This window comes from Rhodoferax sp. (genome assembly GCF_028689295.1).
In the GTDB taxonomy this organism is placed as follows: domain Bacteria; phylum Pseudomonadota; class Gammaproteobacteria; order Burkholderiales; family Burkholderiaceae_C; genus Rhodoferax.
This window is the reverse complement of record NZ_JAQTWL010000011.1, coordinates 83,751-110,116: the sequence shown is the minus strand read 5'-3', so window position 1 is coordinate 110,116 and position 26,366 is coordinate 83,751. Positions and strand designations below refer to the sequence as shown.

General features: G+C 60.5%; 29 protein-coding genes. 16 read left to right on the top strand and 13 right to left on the bottom strand.

The window, feature by feature from the left end; genetic code table 11:
* Positions 1-8: 8 nt before the first annotated feature.
* Complete coding sequence (locus PHF15_RS11140) at positions 9-515, bottom strand: YHS domain-containing (seleno)protein (protein WP_300121170.1); 507 nt, start codon at positions 513-515, stop codon at positions 9-11.
* 151 nt (positions 516-666) lie between these two features.
* On the opposite strand from PHF15_RS11140, the gene PHF15_RS11135 reads away from it, so the two are divergent.
* Positions 667-1,509 carry an AraC family transcriptional regulator gene (locus tag PHF15_RS11135; protein ID WP_300121168.1) on the top strand — a complete coding sequence of 281 codons (843 nt, stop codon included), beginning with the start codon at positions 667-669 and terminating at the stop codon, positions 1,507-1,509.
* A 13-nt stretch (positions 1,510-1,522) separates the two neighbouring features.
* On the opposite strand, the gene PHF15_RS11130 is transcribed toward PHF15_RS11135, so the two are convergent.
* Positions 1,523-2,416 carry a LysR family transcriptional regulator gene (locus PHF15_RS11130; RefSeq protein WP_300121166.1) on the bottom strand — a complete coding sequence of 298 codons (894 nt, stop codon included), beginning with the start codon at positions 2,414-2,416 and terminating at the stop codon, positions 1,523-1,525.
* A 127-nt stretch (positions 2,417-2,543) separates the two neighbouring features.
* Here PHF15_RS11130 and PHF15_RS11125 point away from each other — a divergent pair, with 127 nt between their 5' ends.
* The 3 genes from PHF15_RS11125 to PHF15_RS11115 all read left to right on the top strand — a co-directional run bounded on the left by PHF15_RS11125 (position 2,544) and on the right by PHF15_RS11115 (position 5,022).
* A complete protein-coding gene (locus PHF15_RS11125) occupies positions 2,544-3,089 on the top strand; it encodes a peroxidase-related enzyme (RefSeq protein ID WP_300121164.1) in 546 nt (181 codons plus the stop codon).
* Between the two features lie 159 nt (positions 3,090-3,248).
* Entirely contained in the window at positions 3,249-4,535 is a 1,287-nt protein-coding gene (locus PHF15_RS11120; protein WP_300121162.1) for a pyridoxamine 5'-phosphate oxidase family protein, read from the top strand.
* A 13-nt stretch (positions 4,536-4,548) separates the two neighbouring features.
* Positions 4,549-5,022, top strand: coding sequence for a nuclear transport factor 2 family protein (locus PHF15_RS11115; protein ID WP_300121160.1), 474 nt, complete (start codon positions 4,549-4,551; stop codon positions 5,020-5,022).
* Positions 5,023-5,076: 54 nt separating this feature from the next.
* Here the strand turns inward: PHF15_RS11115 and PHF15_RS11110 are convergent, their stop codons facing one another.
* Genes PHF15_RS11110 through PHF15_RS11095 form a run of 4 tightly spaced genes read right to left on the bottom strand, consistent with a single transcriptional unit; the run spans position 5,077 to position 8,228 of the window.
* Entirely contained in the window at positions 5,077-6,225 is a 1,149-nt protein-coding gene (locus PHF15_RS11110; RefSeq protein WP_300121158.1) for a YeeE/YedE family protein, read from the bottom strand.
* 43 nt (positions 6,226-6,268) lie between these two features.
* Positions 6,269-6,751, bottom strand: a complete 483-nt coding sequence (locus PHF15_RS11105; protein ID WP_300121156.1) for a DUF302 domain-containing protein — start codon at positions 6,749-6,751, stop codon at positions 6,269-6,271.
* A 46-nt stretch (positions 6,752-6,797) separates the two neighbouring features.
* Complete coding sequence (locus tag PHF15_RS11100) at positions 6,798-7,496, bottom strand: hypothetical protein (RefSeq protein ID WP_300121154.1); 699 nt, start codon at positions 7,494-7,496, stop codon at positions 6,798-6,800.
* 18 nt (positions 7,497-7,514) lie between these two features.
* On the bottom strand, positions 7,515-8,228 hold the full coding sequence (locus tag PHF15_RS11095) for a hypothetical protein (RefSeq protein WP_300121153.1): 714 nt from the start codon (positions 8,226-8,228) through the stop codon (positions 7,515-7,517).
* Positions 8,229-8,348: 120 nt separating this feature from the next.
* On the opposite strand from PHF15_RS11095, the gene PHF15_RS11090 reads away from it, so the two are divergent.
* From PHF15_RS11090 to egtB, 7 genes are all read left to right on the top strand, one after another.
* On the top strand, positions 8,349-9,176 hold the full coding sequence (locus PHF15_RS11090; protein ID WP_300121152.1) for an AraC family transcriptional regulator: 828 nt from the start codon (positions 8,349-8,351) through the stop codon (positions 9,174-9,176).
* Positions 9,177-9,280: 104 nt separating this feature from the next.
* Positions 9,281-9,769: a hypothetical protein gene (locus tag PHF15_RS11085; protein WP_300121150.1), complete on the top strand. Its 489-nt coding sequence runs from the start codon at positions 9,281-9,283 to the stop codon at positions 9,767-9,769.
* A gap of 26 nt (positions 9,770-9,795) precedes the next feature.
* Positions 9,796-10,926 (top strand): patatin-like phospholipase family protein, encoded by a 1,131-nt coding sequence (locus PHF15_RS11080; RefSeq protein ID WP_300121148.1) that lies wholly within the window; start codon positions 9,796-9,798, stop codon positions 10,924-10,926.
* Between the two features lie 58 nt (positions 10,927-10,984).
* On the top strand, positions 10,985-11,896 hold the full coding sequence (locus PHF15_RS11075; RefSeq protein ID WP_300121146.1) for a DUF3179 domain-containing protein: 912 nt from the start codon (positions 10,985-10,987) through the stop codon (positions 11,894-11,896).
* A 19-nt stretch (positions 11,897-11,915) separates the two neighbouring features.
* Positions 11,916-13,313: a glutathione-disulfide reductase gene (gene gor, locus PHF15_RS11070; RefSeq protein WP_300121144.1), complete on the top strand. Its 1,398-nt coding sequence runs from the start codon at positions 11,916-11,918 to the stop codon at positions 13,311-13,313.
* Entirely contained in the window at positions 13,310-14,221 is a 912-nt protein-coding gene (egtD, locus tag PHF15_RS11065; protein ID WP_300121142.1) for an L-histidine N(alpha)-methyltransferase, read from the top strand. The genes gor and egtD overlap by 4 nt, the downstream gene beginning before the upstream one ends.
* Positions 14,222-14,242: 21 nt before the next feature.
* A complete protein-coding gene (egtB, locus tag PHF15_RS11060; protein WP_300121140.1) occupies positions 14,243-15,460 on the top strand; it encodes an ergothioneine biosynthesis protein EgtB in 1,218 nt (405 codons plus the stop codon).
* Between the two features lie 48 nt (positions 15,461-15,508).
* Here egtB and selD read toward each other — a convergent pair whose 3' ends face one another.
* The 6 genes from selD to PHF15_RS11030 all read right to left on the bottom strand — a co-directional run bounded on the left by selD (position 15,509) and on the right by PHF15_RS11030 (position 21,410).
* The gene (gene selD, locus PHF15_RS11055; RefSeq protein WP_300121138.1) at positions 15,509-17,806 is read right to left on the bottom strand and encodes a selenide, water dikinase SelD; all 2,298 of its coding nucleotides are present in this window, start codon (positions 17,804-17,806) and stop codon (positions 15,509-15,511) included.
* The gene (gene senB, locus PHF15_RS11050; protein ID WP_300121136.1) at positions 17,793-18,782 is read right to left on the bottom strand and encodes a selenoneine biosynthesis selenosugar synthase SenB; all 990 of its coding nucleotides are present in this window, start codon (positions 18,780-18,782) and stop codon (positions 17,793-17,795) included. Before senB ends, selD begins: the two co-directional genes overlap by 14 nt.
* 26 nt (positions 18,783-18,808) lie before the next feature.
* Positions 18,809-20,005 carry a selenoneine synthase SenA gene (senA, locus tag PHF15_RS11045; protein ID WP_300121134.1) on the bottom strand — a complete coding sequence of 399 codons (1,197 nt, stop codon included), beginning with the start codon at positions 20,003-20,005 and terminating at the stop codon, positions 18,809-18,811.
* A gap of 82 nt (positions 20,006-20,087) precedes the next feature.
* Positions 20,088-20,315 carry a zf-HC2 domain-containing protein gene (locus PHF15_RS11040; protein ID WP_300121132.1) on the bottom strand — a complete coding sequence of 76 codons (228 nt, stop codon included), beginning with the start codon at positions 20,313-20,315 and terminating at the stop codon, positions 20,088-20,090.
* Entirely contained in the window at positions 20,312-20,932 is a 621-nt protein-coding gene (locus tag PHF15_RS11035; protein ID WP_300121130.1) for a sigma-70 family RNA polymerase sigma factor, read from the bottom strand. Before PHF15_RS11035 ends, PHF15_RS11040 begins: the two co-directional genes overlap by 4 nt.
* 175 nt (positions 20,933-21,107) lie before the next feature.
* A complete protein-coding gene (locus tag PHF15_RS11030) occupies positions 21,108-21,410 on the bottom strand; it encodes a hypothetical protein (protein ID WP_300121128.1) in 303 nt (100 codons plus the stop codon).
* A 238-nt stretch (positions 21,411-21,648) separates the two neighbouring features.
* On the opposite strand from PHF15_RS11030, the gene PHF15_RS11025 reads away from it, so the two are divergent.
* From PHF15_RS11025 to PHF15_RS11005, 5 genes are read left to right on the top strand one after another with little or no spacing between them, the layout of a single operon-like run.
* Complete coding sequence (locus tag PHF15_RS11025) at positions 21,649-22,218, top strand: carboxymuconolactone decarboxylase family protein (protein ID WP_300121126.1); 570 nt, start codon at positions 21,649-21,651, stop codon at positions 22,216-22,218.
* A gap of 41 nt (positions 22,219-22,259) precedes the next feature.
* Positions 22,260-22,961: a haloacid dehalogenase type II gene (locus PHF15_RS11020; protein ID WP_300121124.1), complete on the top strand. Its 702-nt coding sequence runs from the start codon at positions 22,260-22,262 to the stop codon at positions 22,959-22,961.
* Between the two features lie 50 nt (positions 22,962-23,011).
* A complete protein-coding gene (locus tag PHF15_RS11015; protein ID WP_300121122.1) occupies positions 23,012-23,686 on the top strand; it encodes a TIGR04283 family arsenosugar biosynthesis glycosyltransferase in 675 nt (224 codons plus the stop codon).
* Positions 23,683-24,285 (top strand): TIGR04282 family arsenosugar biosynthesis glycosyltransferase, encoded by a 603-nt coding sequence (locus PHF15_RS11010; RefSeq protein WP_300121120.1) that lies wholly within the window; start codon positions 23,683-23,685, stop codon positions 24,283-24,285. Before PHF15_RS11015 ends, PHF15_RS11010 begins: the two co-directional genes overlap by 4 nt.
* Positions 24,282-25,160, top strand: a complete 879-nt coding sequence (locus PHF15_RS11005; protein WP_300121118.1) for a DMT family transporter — start codon at positions 24,282-24,284, stop codon at positions 25,158-25,160. The genes PHF15_RS11010 and PHF15_RS11005 overlap by 4 nt, the downstream gene beginning before the upstream one ends.
* 54 nt (positions 25,161-25,214) lie before the next feature.
* On the opposite strand, the gene PHF15_RS11000 is transcribed toward PHF15_RS11005, so the two are convergent.
* The gene (locus PHF15_RS11000) at positions 25,215-26,264 is read right to left on the bottom strand and encodes a phosphotransferase (RefSeq protein ID WP_300121116.1); all 1,050 of its coding nucleotides are present in this window, start codon (positions 26,262-26,264) and stop codon (positions 25,215-25,217) included.
* Positions 26,265-26,366 lie beyond the last annotated feature (102 nt).

The window sequence follows — 26,366 nt, the reverse complement described above, 5'->3', positions numbered from 1 at the left end:
AAAGAAAATCAAAGCGTTTTTGGAGCCTTGTCCTTGAGGCGAAGCCAGTTCTTGTCGGACTTCGCCAAGTTGCCCTTCACGTCTTCGAGCCAGCGCGTTTGCGCTTCTTTGTGCACGTTGAGATACAACTTGCCGTCAACCACACGCCAAAGTTGCGGATTGACATCGAGCTTTTGTTCCAGTGCGACCCCCATGGCGCAAAAGCCGCCATAGGCAGGAATGTATTTGGCAGGGTTGGCAGCGAATGTGTCACGGTTCTGCAAGTTGGCGAACTGGTAGGTCGCACCGCCGTGTTTTGCAGAAATTTCCGCTTTACCCGCAGCCGGACCACTTGGCGAGAAGTACGACACCGGGTCATACCCCTTTAACGCGATGCCATTTGCATCAACGTTCAAGGCGCTTGTTGAATTTTCGTCATAAGCAAGAGCAAGCTCGGGGAGCGCAAATGATGCGATTGTCATCAGCGCGCTGGCTGCAACAAAATTACGACGTGACGCACGAAACTGATTAGACATGGTGATTTCCAAAAGTGTAAGAGTTGATGAAGGTCGTTAGTGAGGCAAACCGGTAAGGCAACATCGCTATCGACGGGGTTAACTTTAATGGTCATAATGATACGAAAAGTAGTTAAAAATATCATAAATATGATTATTCGTTTCAAATATCATGGACAGACTCTCCGCATTACTTGAGCACTTTTCGCTGCACGCGAGTGTTTTTTACACTGGCAACATCTGTGGCATTCATGACTTTGCGCAAGATAGCCTGCATGGACATATTCATCTCATCAGGCGCGGTCCGGTGCGGATCATTGGTGTGAAACAGCAAGTTTTAGATGTCATAGAACCCACCTTGTTGTTTTTGCCACGTCCTCATACTCACCGGTTGATAGCGGATGAACGCACTGGCGCGGACATCGTGTGTGCGACGGTTCAGTTTGGCGGGGGGCGCAGAAATCCGGTAGCCGACTCCTTGCCCGATCTTGTGATGATTGAACTATCTGCTTTGCCAGGTGCGCACGAACTGTTGGGGTTGATGTTTGATGAAGCCTTTGCCAACAATGACGGCCGTCAGGCAGTGCTTGATCGTCTGTGTGAGGTGCTGATGATCCGGCTGTTGCGCCATTGCATTGACCAGGGTTTAACTCAGGGCGGCACATTGGCGGGGCTGGCTGATGCGCGACTTGCCAAAGCCATTGCAGCCATTCATGAAGACCCCGCCAGCAAGCGCAATCTGATGAGTTTGGCCGCATTGGCAGGTATGTCACGTGCGCGCTTTGTCGTGCGGTTCCGTACCATCACCGGCGAAACTCCGGCGAACTATATGGCGACTTGGCGAGTCATGGCAGCGCAGCGGCTGCTCAAGCAAGGCTTACAGCTCAAACACGTGGCTGACAATGTCGGCTACGGCAGTGCCAATGCACTCACACGTGCGTTTATTCGAAAGCTAGGTTGTTCGCCAACGCAGTGGCTCAATGGTGAAAAAATGGCACGCCAGAATCCGGATTGAGACAATCGACAGGTCAAAAATGCAGTGTGCGCAAATGCGAGGCCATCGAATCGACGAACGAACGGACTTTCGCCGACGAATGACGACCTTCACGGTGCATGATGTGGATCGGTACTGGGGGGCTTTCGAATTCGCTGAGCACGATCTTCAGTTTGCCAACGTGTAGCGGTTCGGCAATTTGGTAGGTCAGCAAGCGGGTAATACCCATCCCGGCCATGGCCGCATTAGCTGCCGAGTCGTTGTCACTGACACTCAATATCGGTTGTAACTTGATCGTCTGTGTTTGGCCGTCGCGCAGAAAACGCATTTCATCATTTGGATTCAAGCCTCGCGCAAGGATAACTTGATGCGTGTGTAAATCCTGTGGCGTTTGCGGAATGCCGTGCTTGTCCAAATAGTCGGGTGATGCGCACAACACCCTCCTTGCTGAGCCGACTCGCTGCGCCCGGTACGATGAGTCCGGCAGTTCGGCAATGCGGATCGCCATGTCCACACCTTCCTCCAGCATGTTGACAACCCGGTCAACAAACAGCGCATTGACTTTCATTGCCGGATATCGGCGCAGGAACTCAATGATGACTGGCATCACATACAGCCGACCAAACAATACCGAGGCCGTGACCGTCAATTGACCTCGCGGCTCGGCATGGATACCCAAAGCGGCATCATCGGCTTCATTGGTCAAAGCGATGATCTGTTTGGCATCCTCATAGTATTTCTGGCCAGCCTCGGTCATCCTCACATAGCGGGTGGTGCGGTTCAACAATTTGACGCTCAAACGGTCTTCCAGAGCTGCCACCGCGCGCGTCACTGCGGGTGGTGACATATGCAGCTTTCGGGCACCGCCAGCAAATCCTTGGCTCTCAACTACCGCGATGTACACACTCATCAAGTGAAATCGATTCATTTAGTGTTCCGATTAATGGAATAGTAAATTGATAATTTTATGTATTCTTAACTTTATTGGAACAAGACACACTATGTCCACCTGCTGAATTTCTCACAGGTCAAGCAACCATTTTTGGAGAATTTATATGAGCCGTATTACTGCCGTCAGCAACGAAAACGCCAACACCGAACAACGCAGCTTGTTGGACGCGATTCAAAGCCAGCTGGGCATGGTGCCAAATTTCTTGCGGGTGTTCGCCCATTCACCGGATGCCCTGAAGGCCTTTCTCGGCTTGCATCACATTGCCAACAAGGGTTCACTGGACGCGGCCACCCGCGAACGCATCGCGCTGGCACTGGCGCAAAAAAACCAATGTGAGTACTGTCTGTCTGCCCACTCTGCGATTGGCCGCAAGGCTGGTTTGAGTGGGGCAGAAATTGAAGCCAACCGGGCTGGCTCCAGCATGGATGTCAAAGCCTCTGTTGCAGTCAAATTTGCCCGCGCTCTGGCTGAGCACAATGGCGAGGTCACCAATATGGAGTTGCAATCGATGCGTGATGTCGGCTACAGCGATGCTGACATCGTTGAGGTGATCACCCACGTTGGCATGAACATACTGACCAACATCCTCGGTAAATCCAGTCGGGTTGAGATCGACTTCCCGAAAGTGGCGCTGAAATTGGCAGCCTGACCAAATCGCCCACGCAAAGTGCAAGGTTCAAGATTGAACCTTGCACGGACTATTGCTGCTCAATGGGTACCACATCAAGGCGTTATGTCCATCCAGCGCGCCTGGTGGCAATGCCCAGGCAAATGCCAATGTTTCAATTCAAATTTAAGGAGCAAGGTCATGGCCATGGCGTTTGCAAAAATCAGTTTTACCCCGGATGTACAGGCGGTTCAAACCGAAATGGGTAGCCGATCTGCGTATCGGTCAACAGAGCTTGGGGAAACTGAGGTGCCAGCACTGAGTGCAGTCGAGCGGGCTTTTATAACCGAACGCGACAGCTTTTATCAGGCCACCGTGAGCCAGACTGGCTGGCCCTACGTGCAGCATCGGGGCGGGCAGGCGGGATTCTTGAAGGTGCTGGACGATCGGACCCTCGGTTACGCAGATTTCAGCGGCAACCGGCAGTACATCTCGGTGGGAAATCTTCGCGGTGACGACCGTGTCAGCCTGTTGCTGATGGACTACCCGCAACAACGACGTCTGAAAATCTGGGGCCGGGCGCGAATGGTGGACGAGCTCAACGAGCCAGAACTGCTGGCGCAACTGGAATCACCCGAGTCCCGCGCGCCTGTGGAGCGCGGTATCGTCATCCACGTTGAAGCATTTGACTGGAATTGTCCCAAATACATCACCCCACGCTACAGCCAGCAAGAAGTAGATGCGCTGCTCCTTGGGGCCAAACTGCCACAGCCAGTTCCTGCCGCCGAGAAAATCCCAGAGACTCTTGGAAATGGCGCATTGCCATTGACCGTCGTCGGCCTACAGCAATTGACACCGGACATTCGAACCTATGAGCTACGGCATACCAATGGCGAAGCGTTGCCACCGTACCGGGCTGGGGCGCATATCCGCGTGCCAGTTGCGATGCCTGATGGCGGTATCACCTCTCGCACTTATTCGTTGACCACCGCCGATGACGACTTGCGTCAGTACCGCATTGCAGTTTTCCGGATCGTCAATGGCGATGGCGGCTCCCGCGCATTGCATGACGGATGGCAACTAGGCACGCGCCTCAACGTCGACGTGCCTGGCAACCATTTTCCGCTGCACGAGGACAGTCGCCCGGCATTATTGATTGCAGGGGGCATTGGTATTACACCAATCAAGGCAATGGCTGACGAACTGGCAGCACGCGGCCTGAGTTTTCAACTGCATTACGCTGGCAAAGCACCTGAAGAAATGGCATTTGTCGAAGATTTGCGGCGGCATTTTCCGAGTCGATGCCGGTTCTATTTCAGCCAGACGTCAGAGCCAAACCGGCTGGATGTGTCATTGGTGTTGGGTAGCGTATCTGCCGATGCAATCATTTACGTTTGCGGCCCGGACCGCTTGATTGACGACGTGCGCAAAACCGCCCGGCGACTCGGCATTGCCGACGAACGGGTGCAGTCTGAACGATTTATTTAACCAGGAAAACATCATGACCTCTGAGATCAAAGCCCCTGTGCCACCCTTTACCGCTGATTCTGCTGCGCAGAAAGTTCGCATGGCCGAAGATGCCTGGAACTCACGCGATCCAGATCGCGTGTCGCTGGTATATACCGAAGACACGCTCTGGCGCAATCGCGGTGAATTTCCGCAGGGTCGCGATCAAGTCCGTCAATTTCTACAGCGTAAATGGGCCAAAGAGCTGGAATATCGTTTGATCAAGGAATTATGGGCGTTTGCCGACGACCGTATTGCCGTCCGTTTTGCCTACGAATGGCACGATGATTCCGGTCAATGGTTCCGAAGCTATGGCAACGAAAACTGGGAATTCAACCGGCAAGGCCTCATGCAACGTCGTTTTGCCAGCATCAATGATGTACGGATCGCGCAAGAACAGCGCCTGCTTAACTGGCCATTGGGGCGCCGTCCCGACGATCACGCCAGTTTGGGCGAACTGAACTTGTGAAACACGATGTGACATGCCTATGACTTCCTACAGAAACCCGACCCGGGCATTAACTCAATCCGCCATGCCAAATCGCCGGCGCAGGCGAATGCCCAACCAGGTACCCGGCAAGGCCGCGGTAATCCACAACCAGCCATGCAGGCTGCCCGAGGCCACCCCCGACACAAACGCGCCAATATTGCAGCCATAGGCAATGCGCGAGCCGTAACCCAGCAGCAGACCGCCGAGCAGCGCGGCCAGCAGCGAGCGCCAAGGAAAGTCCCAGCGCGGTGCGAACCGACCAGCCAGCGACGCGGCACACAAAGCACCCAGCATGATGGCCAGGTCCATCATCGACGTGGTGTCATCGAGCACACCGCCAGCCAGCGCGCCGCTTTGAAAGTCACCCTGCCAGAAGCCGTCGGGCGCTGGCCGCCAGCCCAGCCACCCGGCCACCTTGGCCCCCCAGAGCGTGAAACCCCAGGTGATTGACCACGGATGACCCGCCAGCAGCAACGTGCTCACGTTCCCGAGTGCGAGCACCACGGCAGCGACCATGACCGGCCAGGGGCCAGAAAATACCCGCGCCAGCACGGCGCTGGTTGTCGATTCGTTAGTCGCTGGCCTTGGTACTGGCGCGACAGGCCGCGCCAGCCGCCACAGTAAAAATGACAGCAAACCGAAGATACCCAATTGCAGCGCCAAAGCCATGCGCCAGCCCAGCAGGTCGGCCAGCACGATGGCATCTTTTGAGGGCAGTTGTTGCCACCAGCCCATGTGCAGGCTGGCCCAGAACGAACCCGCACAGGCGCTCACCAGCACCAGCATCATGCGCAAGCTGCCGCCGCCCGCGGTGTACAGCGTGCCCGAGCCACAACCGCCGGCGATCTGCATGCCAATGCCGAACATGAACGCGCCCACTGCCACCGACACGCCCACCGGCGCCCAGGCGCCGCCCAACACCTGCCCGAAGGCTGTACCATTGGCAAAAACCGGCGCAAAGCACAGCGTGGTCAATGCCAGCAACAGCAATTGCGCCTGCACACCACGCATGTCGCGCGCCAGCAGCATGCGCCGGTAGGCGTTGGCAAAACCGAACGATGCGTGGTACAACGCCACGCCCAGAACCAGACCGGTCAGCCAAAGGGCAACCTGTCGCCAGCCATCAGCACCCAGGCGCACAGCTACCAGCAGCAAGGTGGCAAGGCCCGCCACCAGTGGCATAGGCTGGCGTCCGGCGGGCCAGGCTGGCAGCACCCGACTTTGACTAACCGCCGGTGGCATCGCGCACGATGCGCTCAAAGATGGGGTCGAGCTCAACCGCCATCGCATCGAGCTGCTCTGACTTGTAGGGGGCAAACACCGCGCTGGGAGTGCGGTAGCTCAGGCTGGCCGTGCCATCGGCGTTTTCGGTCACATAAAGCCGGATCGGCGCCTCGATACCGGCGGGCACGCTGGCCTGCAACATGCGCACGGCGAAGTCGTTGCGAAACACCATCAGCACCGTGTTGCCAGGAATGGTGATACCGCGCCCGGCAGCACCCGCGCTGGCGCTGGCCGATGCCACCAAACCCATTTTTTGCGCACCGATGGCTGCTTCCGTGCGCGCAACCAGCGTTTTGAAATCATGTTTGCTGGCCAGCGTCTGCGTGCCGGGCACGGTCGGCGCTTGCGCGTAAGCGGCACTGGCAGCTAGCAGCACCATGGGCAAAAGCCATGCGCGAACTTGTGAAATATTCAGGTAAGACATGATGAAATTCCTTTCCTTGCAGACGTTAACGGGATGAAATGCTGATTCAGCCCAGCAGAGCCTCGACACGACTGATCTGCTGTTCGACTGAAATGGGCATTGCGCTGGTGATGTCGAGCGCGCGGTCTTCGAACACGTCGGCCGCCGGATGCCGCGCAGCCCAGTTCGCCACGGTCACGTCGCGCTGCATCAGCAGACTTGCCATTTGCGGGCGAAACAGCACGAACATGGCGCTGATCCAGCGGTTCACCGGCCATGACGGCGCGGCGTGATCGATACGAAAGCGCGCCAGCAACCGGGCGGCGTCAGCGGCGCTGTACCAGGCCTCGTCGGTCACCCAGCGGTTGGTGGTGAACAAGCCCGTGGGGAAACCATAGGCGTTCATCGAGATGGCAATCAGGTGGCAAAGCGCGTCAGTCCCTTGCGGCCAGGGCTCGCTGGCCTGGCAGACCACGGGCACCATGCCCTCAGGCATGCCGGGCTGGCGCACAAAGGTATGAAAGTGGCCGTGTTCACCGTCGAGCCCGCGGTGCGCGTGGTAGTAATACTGCGACTGGCTGTCACGGTCGAACACGTCGTCGTCGGGGAAGTGGTTCAGCTCGATGAACTCGCCCTGGCCGCGCAGCATCTCACCGACGACGTTGAGTCCGCCCTTGTCCAGCACGCGGTAACACGCCATGACGTCCTGGCCCGCTGCGCGCATGGCGAGAAGCTCGTCGGTTGTCAGGTCGTGCAGATCATCCATCGTCGGGCACTGGCCGCTTTACTTCTTGGCGGCGCAGGGATTTTTGGCAGCACACGGATTTTTTGCCGCGCAAGGGTTCTTGGCAGTGCAAGGGTTCTTGGCAGTGCAAGGGTTCTTGGCAGTGCAAGGGTTCTTGGCAGCACACGGATTGGCAGCGGCGGCACCGCTCTTGGGTTTGAAGGTTTTCTGCACTTCGGCGGTGTAAGCGGTCAAGGCAGCGAGTTCACGCGAATCCCAGGCCAGCGGTTTGGCGGCCATCGGCACCACCATGCAGAATTGCACCATTTCATCAAGGGCGATTTTTTTCATGCCGCCACGGTCATCGGCCATTTGCACAAAGTGCGGATAGGGCTTGGCGAACGTGTTGAGGTAAGAGTTGCCATTGAAGTGGCATGAATTGCACGACAGCCCGTTGGTGCTGAGCTTGGTGTCGGAAAACAGTTTTTTACCCTCGGCGATGAGCTCGGCCGAATTGCCTTTGGCTAGCTGCGTGCCGGCTGGACGAGTCACCAGCTTGACATCCACTTTGCCACTGGCTGCGCAAGGGTTCTTGGCAGCACACGGGTTTTTCGCGGCGCATGGATTTTTGGCTGCACATGGGTTCATCTTGCGTGGCGCACATGGGTTGCGCGGCGCGCAGGGGCTTTGGGCAAAGGCGGCAGGAGCGCCGAAGGCCATACCAAAAACAGAAGCCAGAATGGCAGAGCGGATGGCGGAAGGTTGTGCGTTCATGGACGACTCCTCAGTTGGTAAGTGGTGGCAATGGGGGGGGCGCAAAGTGATGCTTCCCTGTTTGCTTAGACGTGGTAGGCATCAACTTCTTACACTGTGATATAAAAATTCTTATTTGCGATGGACCAACTCACCACCCTACTCAACCGCTTCTCGTTGCACGCCGGTGTGTTTTATACCGGCAACATCTGCGGCATCCACGATTTCCAGCAAGACAGCGTGCGCGGCCACCTGCACCTGATCCGGCGCGGTCCGGTGCTAGTCATGGGGGTGCGCCCCGGGAGCTTCACCATCACTGAGCCGGCGCTGTTATTTTTGCCGCGCCCCGACACCCACCGGCTGATCGCTGACGAGCGCAGCGGTGCCGACGTGGTGTGCGGCACGGTGCAGTTCGGGGGTGGCAGCAGCAACCCCATCACCGCCTCGCTGCCATCCGTTGTTATGGTGGAATTGCGGCGGTTGCCGGGCGTGGAAGCCTTGCTTGGGCTGATGTTCGACGAGGCCTTTGCCGAGCAGGACGGCCGTCAGGCGGTGCTCGACCGCTTGTGTGAGGTGCTGATGATTCAGCTGCTGCGCTACTGTATTGCGCAACACCTGACGCGCGGCGGCGCGCTCGCGGGCTTGGCCGATGCCCGCCTGGCCAAGGCGCTCAATGCCATGCACCTGAAACCGGAACAGGCGTGGCGACTGGAGGACATGGCCGCTCTGGCAGGCATGTCACGCGCCCGTTTTGCAGTGCATTTCCATCAGGTCACCGGCGAAACCCCAGCCGACTACCTGGCGAGCTGGCGCGTCCTGCTGGCGCAGGGCTTGCTGCAACGCGGGCTGGCGCTCAAGCATGTCGCTGGTGAAGTGGGGTATGGCAGTCCAAGCGCCCTCACCCGCGCCTTCCAGCGCAAATTGGGTTGCGCCCCTGGTGAATGGCTCAAGGGCACACAGGCGCAGTAGCGCGCCCATTGCGCCAGCACTGTAAGCATTGGCGGCCAAGCCCGACAAACTATGGAATGCCGCGGGAATTTCCCGCCAATCCATTGACCGTCGAGGAACGCCAGATGCAGACAACTGCCACCGAAGAGGCCGGCCACAAGCTCTACAAACTGCTCAACGGCGCGATAATTGTGCTGGCGTTGCTGACCGTGCTGGAGGGTTCCGCGCTCACCGAATGGAGCGCCATGGCCACCATCTTCATCACGCTCGGCGCCAATGCCGTGGCCGAGGCCTTCGCGCGCGGACTCGCCGATGAAATCACCTTCAAGCGGCGCCTGACATGGCCGGAGGGGCTCCATTTGTTGCGCCGATCGCTGGTGGTCGTGCTGCCTGCCGTCGTTCCCGCCCTGGCGTTCGCAGCCGTCGCACTGGGCTGGCTGTCGCTGGGCATGGCGTTTGCCGCGGCCTGCTGGTTGCTGGTGTTGGCGTTGTTTGCCGCCGGTTATATGGCGTGCGCGCTGAATGGCCACCAAACTTGGCGCGGCCTGCTGTATGGCGCGGTCATCAGCACCTTTGGCCTGGCCATTGTGGCCTTGCGCTTGCTGGCGTCGTGATCGCAAGGCAACCAGGAGATTGAACCATGGCAAATACCAAAACCCAACCCAAACCGTCCAGCACTAGCCCCGGCTGCGAATTACCTGGCCGCGTGGTGCTTGTCATGCAGGGCGGCGGCGCGCTGGGCGCTTTTCAGGCTGGCGTGTATGAAGCCATGCACCGCGCAGGCATCGAGCCCGACTGGGTGGTGGGCACCTCGATTGGGGCCATCAATGCCGCCATCATCGCCGGCAACACGCCCGAGCACCGGCTCGAGCGCCTGCGCGGATTCTGGCATCTGGTCGGCAGCGCCAACACCTCTTCGTCACTCTGGAACACCTTTGGCAAGCGCAACATGGTGCATAACCTGGTCACGCTCGGCCTGGGCATTCCGGGCTTTTTCAAAGCCAACCCCTACGCGCTGCTGGGCACGCACAACCCGGCTGGTGTGACACAGGCCAGTTATTACAGTACCGAGCCGCTGCGCGAGACGCTGGACGCGCTGGCCAACTTTGAGCGCATCAGCGCCGGCGCCACCCGGTTGACGCTGGGCGCTGTCAACGCGCGCAGCGGCCGGATGCGCTACTTTGACAGCCGTGACACCGCCCTGACGCCAGACCACGTGATGGCCTCGGGCGCACTGCCGCCAGCTTTTCCGGCAGTGATGATCGACGGCGAACCCTATTGGGACGGTGGCATCTATTCGAACACACCACTTGAAGTGGTGATGGACGACAACCCGCGGCAGGATTCGGTCATTTTCGCCGCCCAGTTGTGGCAGCAGGAAGGTGCCGTGCCCGAAACCATCGCCCAGGTCAGCAGCCGACTCAAAGACATCCAGTTTGCCAGCCGGGCGGAGAGCCACACCGAGCGCCAGCAGCAGCTTCATCACCTGCGCCATATCGTGCGCGAGCTGGGCTGCCTGTTGCCACCGGCGACGCGCGCCAAACCAGAGGCCAAGGCGTTGCTGGCCTGGGGCTGCAGCACCGTGATGCACTTGCTGCCGATGCAGGCACCCGCGCTTGACGACGAAGACCACACCAAGGACATCGACTTCACCCCGGATGGCATTCGGGCGCGTTGGCAAGCCGGTGTGGAATTTGCCCAGCGGCAGATTGCAGCAGCGCCGTGGAACCAGCCCGTTAACGCGGTCACGGGCATCGTGGTGCACAAATAGCGAAGGCAGAAGAATGAAACCCGCATTGGCCAAGTGGTGCCTCCTTTGCCATTTTTTCATGCTGTCTGCCTGGCTGGTCAGCAGCACGTTGCATGCGCAGGTCATGAACGGCGTCGACTTGAAAGATCCACTGATCGCGCCGGACCAGATCGTCTCGGGCGGGCCGGCCAAGGACGGCATCCCGGCCATCGACCGGCCGCGCTTCATCAGCGCGAAAGAGGCCGGCTTTTTGCAGGCCAACGACATGGTTTTGGGCCTGGCGCATCAGGGGGTGGCGCGGGCCTATCCGCTGCGCATCCTGAACTGGCATGAAGTGGTGAACGACCAGTTCGGCGCTGAGCCCATCACCATCACCTATTGCCCCTTGTGCGGCACCGGCATGGTGTTCGAGCGGCGCGTCAAAGGCCGGGTGCTCAGCTTTGGCGTGTCAGGCCTGCTCTACAACAACGACGTGCTGCTGTACGACCGGGAAACCGGCTCGCTGTGGTCCCAACTGTTGGCCCAGGCGATCAGCGGCCCCTTGAAAGGCCAGCGCCTGGCCCCGTTGCCGGTCACGCACACCAACTGGAGCGACTGGCGCGCCAGCCATGCAACAACCCAGGTGCTGTCAACCGACACCGGCAACAGCCGCTCTTACGATCGCGACCCCTACGCGGGCTATGACAGCAGCACCCAGATCATGTTTCCACTGGCCTTCCGCTCGGCCGGTTTTCATCCCAAGGAGCGCGTGCTCGGGGTTCAGATTGGCACTGCCACCAAGGCTTATCCGTTTGTCGAACTGGGCAAAACCAATGGCCTCGTGACCGACCAACTCGCTGGCACCCGCTTGACAATCCGTTTTGACCGTGCCGCATCGCGAGCCACGGTGCATGCGGCGGACGGCCGGAAATTGCCGGGCGTGGTAGCGTATTGGTTTGCCTGGTACACGTTTCATCCGGACACGGCGGTATTTCACGCGGCACAGCATTGAACAAGCAACAGGAACCTTCATGACTTCATTCGACACCCAGCTCTTTGTCATCGGTGGCGGCTCAGGCGGCGTGCGCGCCGCGCGCATAGCGGCCAGCCTGGGCGCGCACGTGACGATTGCCGAAAGCTTTCGTTATGGCGGCACCTGCGTCATCCGCGGCTGCGTGCCCAAAAAGCTGCTGGTTTACGCGTCGCACTACGCGCAGGAATTTCGCGACGCCGCGGGCTTTGGCTGGAGCGTGCCGCCCGCCACTTTTTCGTGGCCCAAACTGATCGCGGCCATGGACGCCGAGATCGGCAAGCTCAGTGCCATGTACGAAAAAAACCTGCTGAACTCGGGCGTGCAGGTGCTGCAGGGTGCCGCCCGCGTGATCGATGCCCACACCGTGGAAGTGAATGACCAGCGTATTCGCACCGAGCACATCCTGGTGGCCACGGGCGGCACGCCGTTTTTGCCCGCGTTGCCCGGCATCGAACATGCCATCACGTCCAACGAAGTGTTCAACCTGCCCGAGCAACCGAGGCGGGTGCTGATTGTGGGCGGCGGCTACATCGCGGTCGAATTTGCCGGTATCTTCCACGGGCTGGGAAGTGAAGTGACACTAGCCTACCGCGGCGAGCAGATTCTGCGCGGTTTTGACGACGACCTGCGCGCCCACCTGCACGACGAGATGGCACAAAACGGCGTGCGCATTCTGCTGCACAGCGAGGTGACCCAGATCGAAAAATCAGGCGACGGCAGTCTGCAAGTGGGTTTGCGTAGCGGAAGCGAGGGCACAGCAACCCAACACAGTTTTGACACCGTGCTCTACGCCACCGGCCGCTTGCCCAACACGCAGGGCATGGGCTTGGCTGAGGCGGGGGTGGCGTTGGACAAAACCGGGGGCATCATCGTCGATGCCTATGGCCACAGCAACGTGCCCAGCATCCACGCCGTGGGCGATGTCACCAACCGCATTGCGCTCACGCCCGTGGCGATTCGCGAAGGTGCCGCGCTGGCGCAGACGCTGTTTGGCACCGCGCCCACGACCGCCGACCTGACTACGGTGCCATCCGCCGTGTTCAGCCAGCCGCAGATTGGCACGGTGGGCCTGACCGAAGCGCAGGCGCTCCAAGCAGTGCCGCAAATCGACATCTACCGTACCAATTTTCGCGCCCTGGGCCGTGGCCTGGCCGGTGGCAAAGAGCGCACGCTGGTCAAATTGATCGTGGACAGCGCCAGCCAGCGCGTGCTGGGCGCGCACATGGTCGGCGACGACGCGGCCGAAATCATCCAGAGCCTGGCGGTGGCTATCCGCATGGGTGCCACCAAAGCCGACTTTGACGCCACCGTGGCGCTGCACCCGACTTCGGCGGAGGAGTTTGTGACCCTGAAAGACAAAACCACCCGCAGCCGATCGGACCAAGCAAGCGCATGACACCACAAGCCGAAATTTTGCAGGGCCTGCTGCTGCCACAGGCCAGCATTTCACCCAAGTATTTTTACGATGCAGCAGGCTCTGCGCTGTTTGAGCAGATCACCCTGCTGCCAGAGTATTACCCGACGCGAGTCGAGCGCCAGATCATGACCACGCATGCTTCAGACATTGCCTGCCGCATGGGTGCGGGTGTGACGGTGATCGAGCCGGGTGCGGGCAATTGCGAAAAAGCGCGTGCGTTGTGTGAGCTGATTCACCCCAGACTTTTTGTGGCGCTGGATATCTCGGAAGATTTTCTGCATCAAGCCGTGGCTGGTTTGCGCGCTGCTTTGCCGGGTGTTGAAGTCAGCGCTGTGGTGGCAGACCTGACGCGTGCAATCACACTACCCGTGGATTTGCCAATGGCGCAGCGACTGGTGTTTTACCCCGGCTCGTCCATCGGCAACTTTGATCCACCGCAGGCCCTAGCCTTAGTCACCCGTTTGCGCGGTTTGCTTGCCGACGACGGCGCATTGCTGATCGGCGTTGACTTGGTCAAAGACATGGCGGTTCTGCACGCTGCCTACGACGACGCGCAAGGGGTCACCGCCGCTTTCAACCTGAATGTGCTCAAGCACGTCAATCGGGTCGTCGGCAGTGATTTTGATGTAACGCAGTGGCAGCACCTGGCCTTTTTTAACCCGGTAGCGTCGCGTATTGAGATGCACCTTCAAGCCAGCACTGCCACCGATGTGCACTGGCCAGGGGGCGGGCGCAGCTTTGCCCAAGGTGAGCGCATCCATACCGAGAACAGCTACAAGTACCAGGTAGCGGATTTCGTTGAACTACTCAAGCGTGCGGGACTGTCGCAAACCCAAGTCTGGACCGATCCGGACAACTGGTTTGCCGTGATCCTGGCACACCCATGAGGTACTTTCTGGAGTCTCAAAGTGAATCTTGCGTCATTGGCTTCAGACTATCAGGCGGTGCGCCAGCACACGCTGGCACTGGCTGCCCCGCTGAGTGCCGAAGACTGTTGTGTACAGTCCATGCTTGAGGCCAGTCCTGCCAAATGGCATCTGGCGCACACCACCTGGTTTTTTGAAACCTTTGTGCTGGAGCGCTGGCAGGCGGGCTTCAAGCCTTTTGATGCCCTCTTCAGGGTGCTGTTCAATTCTTACTACAACGCGGTGGGCGACAAACACCCGCGCGCGCAACGCGGCCTGCTCACCCGCCCCGGTCTCGATCAGGTGCTGGCCTATCGTGCCGATGTTGATCAACGAATAGTGCAATTGTTGACAGACTGTGGACCGGATGCCGAGCTGCTGACAATGGTCACGCTCGGCCTGCAGCATGAACAACAGCACCAGGAGCTGCTGCTGACCGACATGCTGCACCTGCTGTCGTGCAACCCGATGCAGCCCTCCTATCAAGTCGGATCCATCGTGCCAGGCGAGGCAACGCCTTTGTCCTGGTTGCGATTTGATGGGGGTTTGGTGGACGTAGGACATGTCGGCGACGGTTTTTGTTTTGACAATGAGCGTCCACAACATCGGGTGTTTTTGCAGCCTTATCAATTGGCCAGCCGGTTGGTGAGCAACGATGAATTCGCAGTTTTCGTTGCCGCTGGCGGGTATGACGACCCGGTTTACTGGCTGGCCGAAGGCTGGGATTGGCGCACGGCGCAAAACCGTGCGCACCCACTCTATTGGCGCAGCTGCGCAACAACCTGGCAGGCGTTCACGCTGCAGGGGATGATTGCACTCGACCCGCACCAACCAGTGCGCCATGTGTCGTATTACGAGGCCGATGCCTATGCGCGCTGGGCCAGTGCGCGTTTGCCGACCGAGTTTGAGTGGGAACACGCCGCACTGAGCCACTCTGCATCGGCGCTGAACCAGTTGTTTGACACGGCGTGGCAATGGACGGCATCAAGCTATGCTCCCTACCCCGGATTTCACACTGCGGCCGGTGCAGTGGGTGAGTACAACGGCAAATTCATGGTCAATCAATACGTGCTGCGTGGCGGCTCGGTGGCCACGCCTGCGGGTCACTCGCGCGCCACTTACCGCAACTTCTTTGCGGCCAGCGCCTGTTGGCAGTTCACCGGTATCCGGCTGGCGAGCGACGTTCAGACTGGCACGGGGGGCAGGGGTTCGCCGGTGTAGGCCATAGAGCCGCCTGGGCTTGATGGATTGATTTTCAAACGCAAGGCCTCACCCGCACAACGTGATCGGCTCCATCGCATCGCTTTGCGTCAATACCCGCCCAATTGCCGCCGTATGAACGTAGCCCAGTTCACGCAGTGCTGCAATGCAGGCATCTGCCCTGTCTGCGGGAACACTGGCCAACAGTCCGCCTGCGGTTTGCGGGTCAAAAATCAGCGGGTAACGCGGGTGGTGCGCCTTCGCCTGCTGGTTGCGCAGGGCGTGGCGCAGCCGCACATTGGCGCTTTGCAGAGAGCTGACGATGCCAGCAGCCACGCATTCCTGTGCGCCATCGAGCAGGGGCAGCGCGTTCAAATCAATCTCTGCATCCACACCCGAGGGGCGAGTCATTTCCACCAGGTGACCCAGCAGACCAAAACCGGTCAGGTCGGTGCAGGCGGTAGCGCCGAATTCGCGCAGGCACTGCGCGCCACGCTGGTTGGACAGCACCATCGACTGCAGTGCGGCGTCAATCCAGCGACCCTTGGCGGCCAGGCGGGCGTGGGCGGCAAACAGGGTGCCGGTGCCAATCGGTTTGGTCAGAATCAGCACATCGCCCGCGCGCATGCCGTTTTTGCGCAAAATCTGCGCCGGGTCGTCGTCGATCAGGCCGTTGACGGCAAAGCCCAGCGCCAGTTCCTTGCCCTCGCCGGTGTGGCCACCCACCAGCGCGCAGTTGGCCTCGTTCAAGACCTCCAGCGCGCCGGTCATCATCTGAAACAGCAGGTCTTCCACCTTGCTCTCCAGGCCCGGGGGCACGGTGGCGATGGCCGTGGCCGATTGCGCCTGCGCGCCCATGGCCCAGAGGTCGCCCAGCGCGTGGTTGGCGGCAACCTTGCCAAACAGGTAGGGATCGTCAATGAACGATCGGAAGAAGTCCACCGAATGCACCATGGCCTTGCCCGGCGGCACGCGCACCACCGCCGCATCGTCGGGGTCGCTCAGGCCTATCAGCACATCGTCGTGCTGCACCGGGTGCAACTGGCCCAGCGCGCGCGACAGCACGGTGGCCCCCACCTTGGCGCCGCAGCCGCCGCAGCGCATGGCCATGGCGGAGATGGCTTGCAAAGACTCTTCTGAGGTGAGCTGCACCGCGCCGGGTATGTTAGCCGATGCAGCGTGCGCACCCCTTGCGTGGGCGTCCATAGGCGCCAAGTCCTGAAACTTGCGCATAAAGTCCCGGTCGATCCAGTCCTTCCAACGCCACACCCAGGCCCCGGCAAACCCGAGCCAGCCGCGCGAGGCCACGGCGTACTGGTTGCCAGTGCTGATGAGCGCCAGCCAGCGCCGCTGCGGATGGTAGGGTTTGAGCGCCGCGCCCTGCACACTCATGCGCAGGTTGCGCGCCAGCGGGGGGCCTTGGCGCACGGCAAACACGCCAGCTTTTTCCAGCGGATGGTTCACCATGGCGGCAATGTCGCCAGCAGCAAAAATGACGGGGTCGGTGACGGTTTGCAAGGTATCTGTGACCTGTATGAAACCATCGGCATCCAGTGCCAGGCCGGTGTCTTTGAGCCATGCGGCACCACCGGCACGAGTGACCCAAATGATCTCGTCGGCCTGCACCACCTCGCCCGAGCCCGTTTGCACCTGCCCCGCCGAGACTTGCGTGACCGCCGCATCGCAGTGCACCTGCACACCGCGCGCGGCCAAAACCGTGTCAAAGGTGCGGCGCACGCGGGCGTTATGGGTGGGCAAAATGTGGGCGTTGTTGGTGAACAGGTGAAACACCAGATCATTCGGGTTGCGCCCCAGTGTGCGCAGTTCATGGCGCAGGCGGTATTGCATGGCCAGCAGCAACTCCACACCGCCCGCACCTGCGCCCACCACCGCGACCGTGGTTGTGCCAACGTGTTTCTGCACGCGCTCAAGCAGCGCCAGCCAGCGCGCATTGAAGCGGGTGATGGGCTTGACGGCAATGGCGTTTTGCAAAGCGCCCGGCACATCGTGGAGTTGCGGCGTGGAGCCGGTGTTGATCGACAACACGTCGTAGGGCACCGGCGGGCGGTTGCGGCACAGCACACGGCGGTTGACGCGGTCGAGCCCGATCACCTCGTCGCGGTACAGGCGCGCGCCGGCGAACACCGCCAGGCGACTGAGGTCGATGTGCACGTCGTCATAGCTGTAATGCCCGGCCACGTAACCCGGCAACATGCCCGAATAAGGCGTATGCACGTCGGTACAAATCACGGTCAGGCGCACGCAGGGAATCGGCTGCATGCCAAAGCTTTTGATGACCCCCACATGGCTGTGACCGCCACCGACCAAAACAATGTCGCGCAGGATGGGTTGTTCAGGGGTTTGCATCGAGTAAATCATTCACCAAATCCCGCACGGCGGCTTGCTCGGTGGCGGGTGAAAACAGGGGTACGCGCAGGGCGCACTGCCGGGACAACTGGGCACAAAAGCCATTGTCGTGATCAAGTTCCGCGCGGCAGCGCAGCAGCAAGTCCGCCAGTGCGGTTGCGTCGCCCAGCGCAAAGTAACCGCGATAGTCCGCCCCCAGCATGCCCACGTTGCCGGGAATGTTTGATGCCAGCACCGGCGTGCCACTGCACACTGCCTCCAAAATCACTTGCGCGCCGCCTTCCATACGGCTGGTGTGCACCAGCACGTGCGCCTGCGCAATTGCCTGCAGCGTGGTGTCATGCGCCATGCCGCCCAGCCAGCGGTACTGCGGGCACGCCACCATGCAGGCGCGGGCTTGCGCGCCTAACGCGGGCTCCAGCGCTTCGCCAATGTGGTCGATAAAGATGTCTGTGTGCGGTTGGAGGATGCGGGCTGCATCCCACAGGGTTCGTGGCGATTTCTCATCGCGCAAATGTCCCGCCATCAGCACCCGCAACTCAGTGGTGGGCTTGGGTAGCGCCTCTTGCGCTGCGGCGGACTGAAAAATCACCCTTGCCTTGTGGCGCAAGGCAGGGGGAAGCGCTTCTGCACCGCACTCCTGCAGCACCACGAGCTGGCGGGCATACTGCAAAGAGGCCTGCGCTTGAGTGTCGGATTGGATGTCTCGGTACAAATCGGTGCCGGTCAACACCACGCCAAGACCTTGTGCATTTTCCGCGGCGCCCTTGGACCGTGCCCAACGTGCGATGGACTCGGCAGATCGCCGGGCATGCAGGGCCAGCATCACGTCAAAAGGTTCGCCGTTCCATCCCAGGGCAATCGTGGCATCGAACGCCGGGCGCAACATGCGCGACCAGCGCCACGCGGTGTGCCAATTGCCATTGTTGGCAGAGGCAGCCGCTGGGCTGATGATGAGCACGCGGGGACGGGTCATGCGCTGAGCCATGCGCTCAATTGAACTCACAGTGTCACCGTTCGAAAACCTGCAAACACATCCGTGCGGTGCGGCTCAAAAAAATTGCGGTAGCGCGGATGGTGCATGCGGGCGTGGCTGGAGAACGCACCGCCGCGCAGCTCGCGGTGGTTGCCGAACCAGGGTTGCGAGTAAGCGTGATATGGGCCGGGCATGAAGCCGGGGTAAGGCGCAAAGGCGCTCGATGTCCACTCCCACACGCTGTGGCCCCAGTGAAAGTCGCATTGCGAGCTGGCCGCGTATTCCCATTCGCTGGCGCTGGGCAGGCGCCGCCCGGCCCACAGGCAGTAGGCCTGCGCTTCGAAGGCGTTGATGTGCATGACCGGTGCCGTGCCGTCCAGCGCCAGCCATTGGTCGAACCAGCGCGCCTGCCATCCGCCGCCCGAGGCGCGCCGCCACTGTTGCGGATGCGCCAGCCGCGACTGCGCGCGCCACGCCCCGGCCTCCTCTGGCCAATACAGCGCGTTGTCATAGCCCCCGGCCTCGACGAAGCGGGCAAAAGCGCCCGCGCTCACCGGCGCGCTGTCGATCTCGAAACCGTCCACCCGAACGGCCATGGCGGGGCATTCGTTGTCGAAAGCAAAACCGGGTTGCGCGGGGGGCCATCCGACGCAGGTGTCGGCACCCGGCACGGCCAGCGGCTGGCTGGTTGGCAACTGGGGTATGGTCAACCCGACAGGCACGTGGTATTCCAGCGCAGAGCGCATCCAGCAAAGGGCTTCGGCGTGCATATCCTCATGGAACAGGGCCAGGCGATGGAAGTACAGCGGGTCTTGCGCGGCATCGGTGGACTCGGCCGCGCCAGCCGCTACCGACGCGATGCAGGTCTCCAACTGGCCCGACAGCATCGGTTCCAGTTCCGCGCGTGTTGGCATGGCCTCATTCCAGCGCTGGGCGTGCGCCAGCCGCGCCGAGTCAAACAAACCATCCGGCCCGGCAAAGCGCGCTGGACGCGCCGCGTGCACCAGGCCCTGCGCGTCGCAATGATGGGGGCCTCGCAATATCCAGAACTCTGCAAACCAGGCGATGTGCGCCAGCTCCCACGCCACCGGGTTGATGCCAATCTGTCTAATCGGACTCCACTGCGCGGGGCTCAAGTCGTCCACCAGCAACAGCGTGCGTTGGCGGCTCTCGCGCAGGGCCGCGACCAGCTCGGCACCGCAGAGTTGGCGCGAGTCAGACACGAGAGTCGCTCCGACAAGGTGCTGCGTTTGGCAAGTTCATGACTCTATTGGATCATGGGCTTTCCTGTGTCACCCGGCACGGTCAATTTCCTTGCGGAAATGGTGCTTCCCCGGAGTCATCACACAAATCGAGCGTACCAATTTGCGAGCCCATTTTGTGGATCAGGTTGAGTTGCTCCTGCACGTTGCGGCAATTGCCGCACATGCTCAGATGCACACGCAAACGCAGCTTGTCAACCATGTCAAGGGGTTCATCCAGTGACTGGGAAATCAGTTCAGCCGCTTTTTGGCATGAATGAAGAAGTGTCATTGGAGGCTCCCGGTAGTGTGTCCTTGGGTGGTCATGCACTGGCGCAGGCCCATGCGAGCCCGATGCAGGATCATGCGGCAATTTTCAGCGCTCAGGCTCAGGCGCTCACAAATTTCCGACGTTTCGAATCCGAGCCACTCGCGCATCATGAAGACCCTGCCGGCCTGGGAAGGCAGGCGCTTCAGACATCCCTCCATGACGGACATCATCTGGCGCTGGGTCTCCTGCCTTTCAGGTTGCTGCCAGGACGGCACGGCTTCCTTGTAGCTGCCCTGCTCATCATAAAGGTCTTCGGTTGAATCGACATCAACTTCATTTTCATCGATCTCAACCCAAGCGCGTCGGCGCTGATGTGGCGAGCGGTACCAGTCGGCAATTTTGTGCTTGAGGATGGCCACGGCCCATGTCATGAGGGAGGCCTCGCCGCGATGGGCTTCGGGCTTTTCCAGCACCGCCACCAGCGATTCCTGCACCAGGTCTTCAGCTTGCGCAGGCTCAAACACCATCATGCGGGCGTGGCGCAACAGGCGTTGCCGCAGTCTGACCCAAGAGGCACCCGAGGCATCAGGGTGCGTGGCAGAGGCTGGCAGCGCAATGGATTCGGTCTGGTGATTCATGGACACACTTTGGTAGCTTTGAAGATTCGACATGGGCTGAGATGCCGGATTCCTGAACACGATGCAAAGTAGTCGTCGCGTAAAGCTGTTTCTTACACTTCGTGAACCAGTGCGCGGGTTGATCAGGCCTGAACACGTCAGACCTGATCCCGTCGGCGCAATGAACACCCCGCTTTCAACGGTGTTCACCCTGAATGTCGAACCTGGTTTGCTCGCGCATCGCGACGACTTCCTGTTGAACCTGCTGCCGAGTCAGCTTGGATGTGCTTTGCTGGCGGCTGAGTCGCTCTGCCTGCCGCATTGCATGCTCGGTGATGTTGATCTGGCCTGTAGCTTTCGCCTCCTGCGACACGGCGATGACTTCGGCACGCGCTTTTCCGGGGTCGGAAGCGCCTTGCTGAGGAACGTAGTCATTGTGGTCGGCCAAGGCGGCAAATGAGGTGGCGACCAGGGCAGCGGCGATAAATACGGTTTTCATGATGTTTCCTTTCGGGTTTGCGACGCTACGGTATGCAGTGCCGTCATAGCCTTGGTCGCATGTCCGTCGGAAAACGTGACAAACATTTTTTTCAGCGCAAGCAGAAGAAATGAAACGACGGGTAGCAAAGCCGAGACGCACAAACACTTTGCCAGCGTCAGCAAGCCCTAGCATGAAAGCCTGTGGCGCTTTATGCGCGTCGCACGGTAAAACTTGTCAACCCTTCAGGAGAAACCCCGTGTCAACCACCCCCATCATCAAAAACCTGCACCCAATCGACCATGCCAGCGCACAGGGCAAGCCCAAGGAAATACTCGACATCGCCCTCAAGCAGGTCGGCTTCATCCCCAACATGTACGCCAACATGGCCAACGCGCCCGCCATGCTTAGCACCTACCTGCATGGTTACGCGCTGTTTCGCAGCGAATCGGGCTTCAGCCCGGCCGAGCAGGAAGTGGTGTTTCTGTCTGTGAGCCAATACAACGGCTGTAACTACTGCACGGCCGCCCACAGCATGATTGCCGACAAGATGTCGGGTGTGCCAAAAGATGTCTTGCAGGCCATCCGCACGCGCCAGTCGATTCCCGACGCTAAGCTCGCCGCGCTGGCGGCCATGGCGGTGGAGATGGTCGCCAAACACGGCCAGCCCGATCGCGCAGTCGTGCAGACTTTTCTGGACGCCGGTTACCGCGAGCAAGACCTGCTCTACATCATCCTCGCCGCGGCGGTCAAGGCATTGAGCAACTACAGCAACCAGGCGTTCGGCACCACAGTCGATGAAAAATTTGCTGCCTACAAAATAGTCTGATCACACACTCCCATGCCGCCCAATTTGAATACCAAAAACCCATGATCACCAACATCAAAGCGCTCACCTTCGATACCGGCGGCACCATCCTGGACTGGCACAGTGGCCTTTGCGGTGCCTTCCAGAAAATCGGGGAGCGCCATGGTGTGTCGCTCGACTGGGATGAGGTGACCAATGACTACCGGCGTCTGGCGATGAAAGGCATCGTCGGACAGATGCAGCCCGCGTTCAACATGGACGATGTCCATCGCGCGGCGCTCAATGAAGTGTTAGCCAAATACAGCCTTCAACAATTCAGCCAGCAAGACCGTGAACACATTTTCCAGGCTTGGCACCAGCTCACGGCCTGGCCGGATTTTCCACCGGCGCTGGCCCGTATCCGGAAAAAACTTCCTGCCATTTCGTTCACCATGTTGCCGCTGTCGCTCGTGCTGGACGTTTCCCGCAAAAATGACCTCGACTGGGATGCAGTGATCTCGTGCGAAATGATCGGCATCTACAAACCCAACTCGCAGGCTTACTTGAAAACAGCGCAATGGCTGGGCCTGGAACCGGCCGAGATTCTGATGGTCGCCTGCCACAATTTCGATTTGAATGCCGCCCGTGCCTGCGGTTTCAAGACAGCATTTGTCCGCAGACCGGCTGAATGGGGGCCAGCGGGTCCGCCGGATCCAACACCGCATCCGGACTGCAATAGGGTTGTCGATGACTTTGTAGCACTGGCAGATCAGCTGGGTGTGTGAGTCCGGGTGCTGCTAGCCGATCTATCAAGATCGATGAATAATCGGATGGCATGAAACTTTCCATCATCGTCCCGGTGATCAACGAAGCAACTACCTTGCCCGATTTGCTGGCGCAATTGTTGCCGCTGCAGCATGACGGCTGCGAGGTGCTGCTCGTCGATGGTGGCAGTTCGGACAACTCAACGGGCCTGGCCGAGCGCGCCGGCCTGCAACTGATTCGCTCGCAGCGCGGCCGGGCACTGCAGATGAATGCGGGGGCAGCGCAGGCCACGGGGGAGGTGCTGTTGTTCCTCCATGCCGACACCCGCTTGCCTGAGGGCGCGCCAGACCTGGTCACGCGCGCCCTGTCTGGCAAGGCGCATTGCTGGGGGCGTTTTGATGTGCGCATCGCAGGCCGCCATGCCATGCTGCGCGTCATTGGCACCATGATGAACCTGCGCTCGCGCTGGAGTGGCATTGCCACCGGTGACCAGGCCATGTTTGTCAGCCGCGCCGTGTTCGCGTCGGTCGGCGGCTTTCCCGCGCAACCGGTGATGGAGGACATCGAACTCAGCAAACGCTTGTGCCGCATCTCCCGACCGGCCTGTATCAGATCCTGCGTGATCACCTCCGGCAGGCGCTGGGAAACCCATGGTGTTTGGCGCACGATGCTGCTGATGTGGCGCCTGCGTTGGCACTACTGGCGCGGCGTGCCCGCAGAGCAATTGGCCAAGGCGTACCGATGAAACTCCTGCGCATCGTGATTTTTGCCAAGGCGGCGCTGCCCGGTTTCGCCAAAACCCGTTTGATACCGGCCCTGGGCGCCCACGGTGCGGCCGAACTCGCCCGGCGTTTGGTGGCGGATGCACTTGTGCGCGCTTTGGCGGCCCGGGTCGGGCCGGTTGAGTTGTGCGTCACGCCCGACACCGCTGACCCGGTGTGGCAGACATTTGCTCTGCCGCGCGGCGTGCAGTTGACCGATCAGGGCGAAGGCGACCTGGGCGCGCGCATGGCGCGCGCCGCCCGACGCGTGCTCGAAGGCGGTGAATCAGTCCTGCTGATCGGCACCGATTGCCCGGCACTCGATGCTCTGCGGCTGCAACAGGCCGCGGCGGCGCTAAAGCACGCCGATGCCACGCTGGTGCCGGCTTTCGATGGCGGCTACGTGCTGTTGGGGCTGAACAAGTTTCATCCATCACTTTTTTCCAGCATGGCGTGGAGTACCAATGACGTGGCTGCAGAGACGCTGCTTCGCTTTAACAAGCTGAACTGGCGCGTCAGCACGCAGCCCGCGCTGCATGACATCGACGAACCCGAAGATCTGAAATGGCTGGCAGCCGTATGACGTTGATCCGACTGGGCTTGCTCTCCCTGGTGACCATGCTGTGTTTTGCAGGCAATTCCATACTGTGCCGGCTGGCGCTGAAGCACACGACCCTTGATGCCGCCAGTTTTACGTCGTTGCGCCTGATCTCGGGTGCCGTGATGCTTGCCTGTCTGGTTTACGCCAAGCAACGTCTGCGGCCCAGGGCAAGCGCCGCATCAAGCCACGCGCCTTTATTGGGAGGAAACTGGATTTCAGCGCTTGCCTTGTTTGTGTATGCCGCTGCCTTGTCTTTTTCTTACGCTGACCTGTCCACGGGTATTGGCGCCCTGCTGTTATTTGGTGCGGTGCAAGCCACCATGATTGCCACCGGACTGTGCTTTGGCGAGCGGCTCAGCAGCCGCCAAATGGTGGGCATGCTGGTGGCGCTGATTGGCGTTGTGGCCATCCTGTTGCCCGCTCTGGATGCGCCACCGCTGGGCAGCGCGGCGCTGATGCTGGCCTCCGGAGCGGCATGGGGCGTTTACTCGTTGCGCGGTCGCGGCGTGGGCGATCCAACCCGCGACACGGCAGGCAATTTTTTGCGGGCGGCAGCCTTGTCCGTGTTGCTCGGCAGCCTGTTTCTGGCACGCCTTCAGTTCGATGCCGTGGGTGTGCTGTATGCGCTGCTGTCGGGTGCCATCACCTCTGGCGTGGGCTACGCGCTCTGGTACGCAGTGCTGCCCCACATGACCCGGACACGCGCCGCAACGGTGCAATTGAGCGTGCCGGTACTGGCCGCTCTGGCGGGCGCAGCGTTTGCGCAAGAACCCATCACGTTGCAGTTTGTGCTCACCTCGCTGGCCGTTCTGGGTGGCATTGCCCTGGTGGTGCTCGACAAAAAACCGGGCACTTGATCGGGCTGGCACCCCCCGGACTCTCGCAAAGCCAAACCACGCCCACTGGAACGTTCAGGCAAAAAGACCTGTCAAGGTGTGCAGCTCGGCCTGGACACGCTCAATCGTTGGAATCGACAAATAGTCGGCTACGCGCGCCCGAACATGCGCAATCAACACAGCTTCGCTGTTGTCCTGCGACCAGTCTTCGCCGCCCGCGCTATGGCTGCGCGGCCGGGTCGATTGGACCAGCCATTTGGCGCACCAGGTCACGGACCACAACCACATCAATTCACGCAGCGGCACGAACGCAGGGGCATAAGCCGCGGCCATGTCGCCAGCGCCGAGCATCCAGGTCACGTAGGCGCTGGCAACTTGGGCGGGCGAAAGCGCGAAGGCAGCGCTCACATCCCAGCTGGTCGAGGTGTATAGCGTGGCGTGTGCCAGATCCAGCGGCGGGTAGCTGTATCGGCACTTCTCCAAGTCAACCAGCACCGCCTTGCCGTTGGGCGTGATCAAAAAATTGCCCGGATGCGCGTCGAAGGTGATCAGGCGTGGCGCAAGCCCCTGGCAGGCTTGAGCGAGCGTGCCTTGCACCAGCTGCAGGCGCTGTTGCAGCAAGCGACGCGTTGGCGCCGCGATGCACGGATCGTCAAGGTAGCGCGCCTGCGCCCGCACCTCAGTCAGCATGCCCGCCAGCGGATCGCGGTCATTGAGCAGCGGCGCCCGCGCCGGGCCAGGCGCCACCGGCAAGGCGTGTATCGCAGCCAGGGCCCGCATGATGGCGTCGATGTGCGCCGGGCCGTCGGCGGAAACACCGTCGATGTCCTCGACCAGCAGCGCACCCCAGGGCAGTCCCGGCGATGGCGCAATCACATGCGCCAGCCGGGGCACGTGGCTGGACGGCGCCGCCCGCTCGAAGCAGGCAGCTTCGTAGCGCAGGTTGTCCACTGCGCCAAGCGCCATCTGGCTTTGTTTGGGAATGCGAACCAATAAGCCGGTGCCTTGCAGGCGCACATGCCAATGTGCCAGACCTTTGTCGTTGAGCAGTCGCAGTTCGGGGGCCTGCCCCAGCGTCTGGGCAAGCGCGTTACGCAGATTCGATATCAATTCAGTCAGTGGCATGCAGGTGGCTTCTGTGATGGGTTCGATGGGAGAGCCCTGACACATTGTCGTTAAAGACTGCCCGCCCTTCTTTCAGTGACAAGTCAACCCCGGTTCTGTACG

What these genes read in the sequence shown, in the direction of transcription:
- PHF15_RS11140 (WP_300121170.1), bottom strand. Translation starts at nt 515, where the DNA reads ATGTCTAATCAGTTTCGTGCGTCACGTCGTAATTTTGTTGCAGCCAGC.
- PHF15_RS11135 (WP_300121168.1), top strand. Translation starts at nt 667, where the DNA reads ATGGACAGACTCTCCGCATTACTTGAGCACTTTTCGCTGCACGCGAGT.
- PHF15_RS11130 (WP_300121166.1), bottom strand. Translation starts at nt 2,416, where the DNA reads ATGAATCGATTTCACTTGATGAGTGTGTACATCGCGGTAGTTGAGAGC.
- PHF15_RS11125 (WP_300121164.1), top strand. Translation starts at nt 2,544, where the DNA reads ATGAGCCGTATTACTGCCGTCAGCAACGAAAACGCCAACACCGAACAA.
- PHF15_RS11120 (WP_300121162.1), top strand. Translation starts at nt 3,249, where the DNA reads ATGGCCATGGCGTTTGCAAAAATCAGTTTTACCCCGGATGTACAGGCG.
- PHF15_RS11115 (WP_300121160.1), top strand. Translation starts at nt 4,549, where the DNA reads ATGACCTCTGAGATCAAAGCCCCTGTGCCACCCTTTACCGCTGATTCT.
- PHF15_RS11110 (WP_300121158.1), bottom strand. Translation starts at nt 6,225, where the DNA reads ATGCCACTGGTGGCGGGCCTTGCCACCTTGCTGCTGGTAGCTGTGCGC.
- PHF15_RS11105 (WP_300121156.1), bottom strand. Translation starts at nt 6,751, where the DNA reads ATGTCTTACCTGAATATTTCACAAGTTCGCGCATGGCTTTTGCCCATG.
- PHF15_RS11100 (WP_300121154.1), bottom strand. Translation starts at nt 7,496, where the DNA reads ATGGATGATCTGCACGACCTGACAACCGACGAGCTTCTCGCCATGCGC.
- PHF15_RS11095 (WP_300121153.1), bottom strand. Translation starts at nt 8,228, where the DNA reads ATGAACGCACAACCTTCCGCCATCCGCTCTGCCATTCTGGCTTCTGTT.
- PHF15_RS11090 (WP_300121152.1), top strand. Translation starts at nt 8,349, where the DNA reads ATGGACCAACTCACCACCCTACTCAACCGCTTCTCGTTGCACGCCGGT.
- PHF15_RS11085 (WP_300121150.1), top strand. Translation starts at nt 9,281, where the DNA reads ATGCAGACAACTGCCACCGAAGAGGCCGGCCACAAGCTCTACAAACTG.
- PHF15_RS11080 (WP_300121148.1), top strand. Translation starts at nt 9,796, where the DNA reads ATGGCAAATACCAAAACCCAACCCAAACCGTCCAGCACTAGCCCCGGC.
- PHF15_RS11075 (WP_300121146.1), top strand. Translation starts at nt 10,985, where the DNA reads ATGCTGTCTGCCTGGCTGGTCAGCAGCACGTTGCATGCGCAGGTCATG.
- gor (WP_300121144.1), top strand. Translation starts at nt 11,916, where the DNA reads ATGACTTCATTCGACACCCAGCTCTTTGTCATCGGTGGCGGCTCAGGC.
- egtD (WP_300121142.1), top strand. Translation starts at nt 13,310, where the DNA reads ATGACACCACAAGCCGAAATTTTGCAGGGCCTGCTGCTGCCACAGGCC.
- selD (WP_300121138.1), bottom strand. Translation starts at nt 17,806, where the DNA reads ATGCAAACCCCTGAACAACCCATCCTGCGCGACATTGTTTTGGTCGGT.
- senB (WP_300121136.1), bottom strand. Translation starts at nt 18,782, where the DNA reads ATGACCCGTCCCCGCGTGCTCATCATCAGCCCAGCGGCTGCCTCTGCC.
- PHF15_RS11040 (WP_300121132.1), bottom strand. Translation starts at nt 20,315, where the DNA reads ATGACACTTCTTCATTCATGCCAAAAAGCGGCTGAACTGATTTCCCAG.
- PHF15_RS11035 (WP_300121130.1), bottom strand. Translation starts at nt 20,932, where the DNA reads ATGAATCACCAGACCGAATCCATTGCGCTGCCAGCCTCTGCCACGCAC.
- PHF15_RS11030 (WP_300121128.1), bottom strand. Translation starts at nt 21,410, where the DNA reads ATGAAAACCGTATTTATCGCCGCTGCCCTGGTCGCCACCTCATTTGCC.
- PHF15_RS11020 (WP_300121124.1), top strand. Translation starts at nt 22,260, where the DNA reads ATGATCACCAACATCAAAGCGCTCACCTTCGATACCGGCGGCACCATC.
- PHF15_RS11015 (WP_300121122.1), top strand. Translation starts at nt 23,012, where the DNA reads ATGAAACTTTCCATCATCGTCCCGGTGATCAACGAAGCAACTACCTTG.
- PHF15_RS11010 (WP_300121120.1), top strand. Translation starts at nt 23,683, where the DNA reads ATGAAACTCCTGCGCATCGTGATTTTTGCCAAGGCGGCGCTGCCCGGT.
- PHF15_RS11005 (WP_300121118.1), top strand. Translation starts at nt 24,282, where the DNA reads ATGACGTTGATCCGACTGGGCTTGCTCTCCCTGGTGACCATGCTGTGT.
- PHF15_RS11000 (WP_300121116.1), bottom strand. Translation starts at nt 26,264, where the DNA reads ATGCCACTGACTGAATTGATATCGAATCTGCGTAACGCGCTTGCCCAG.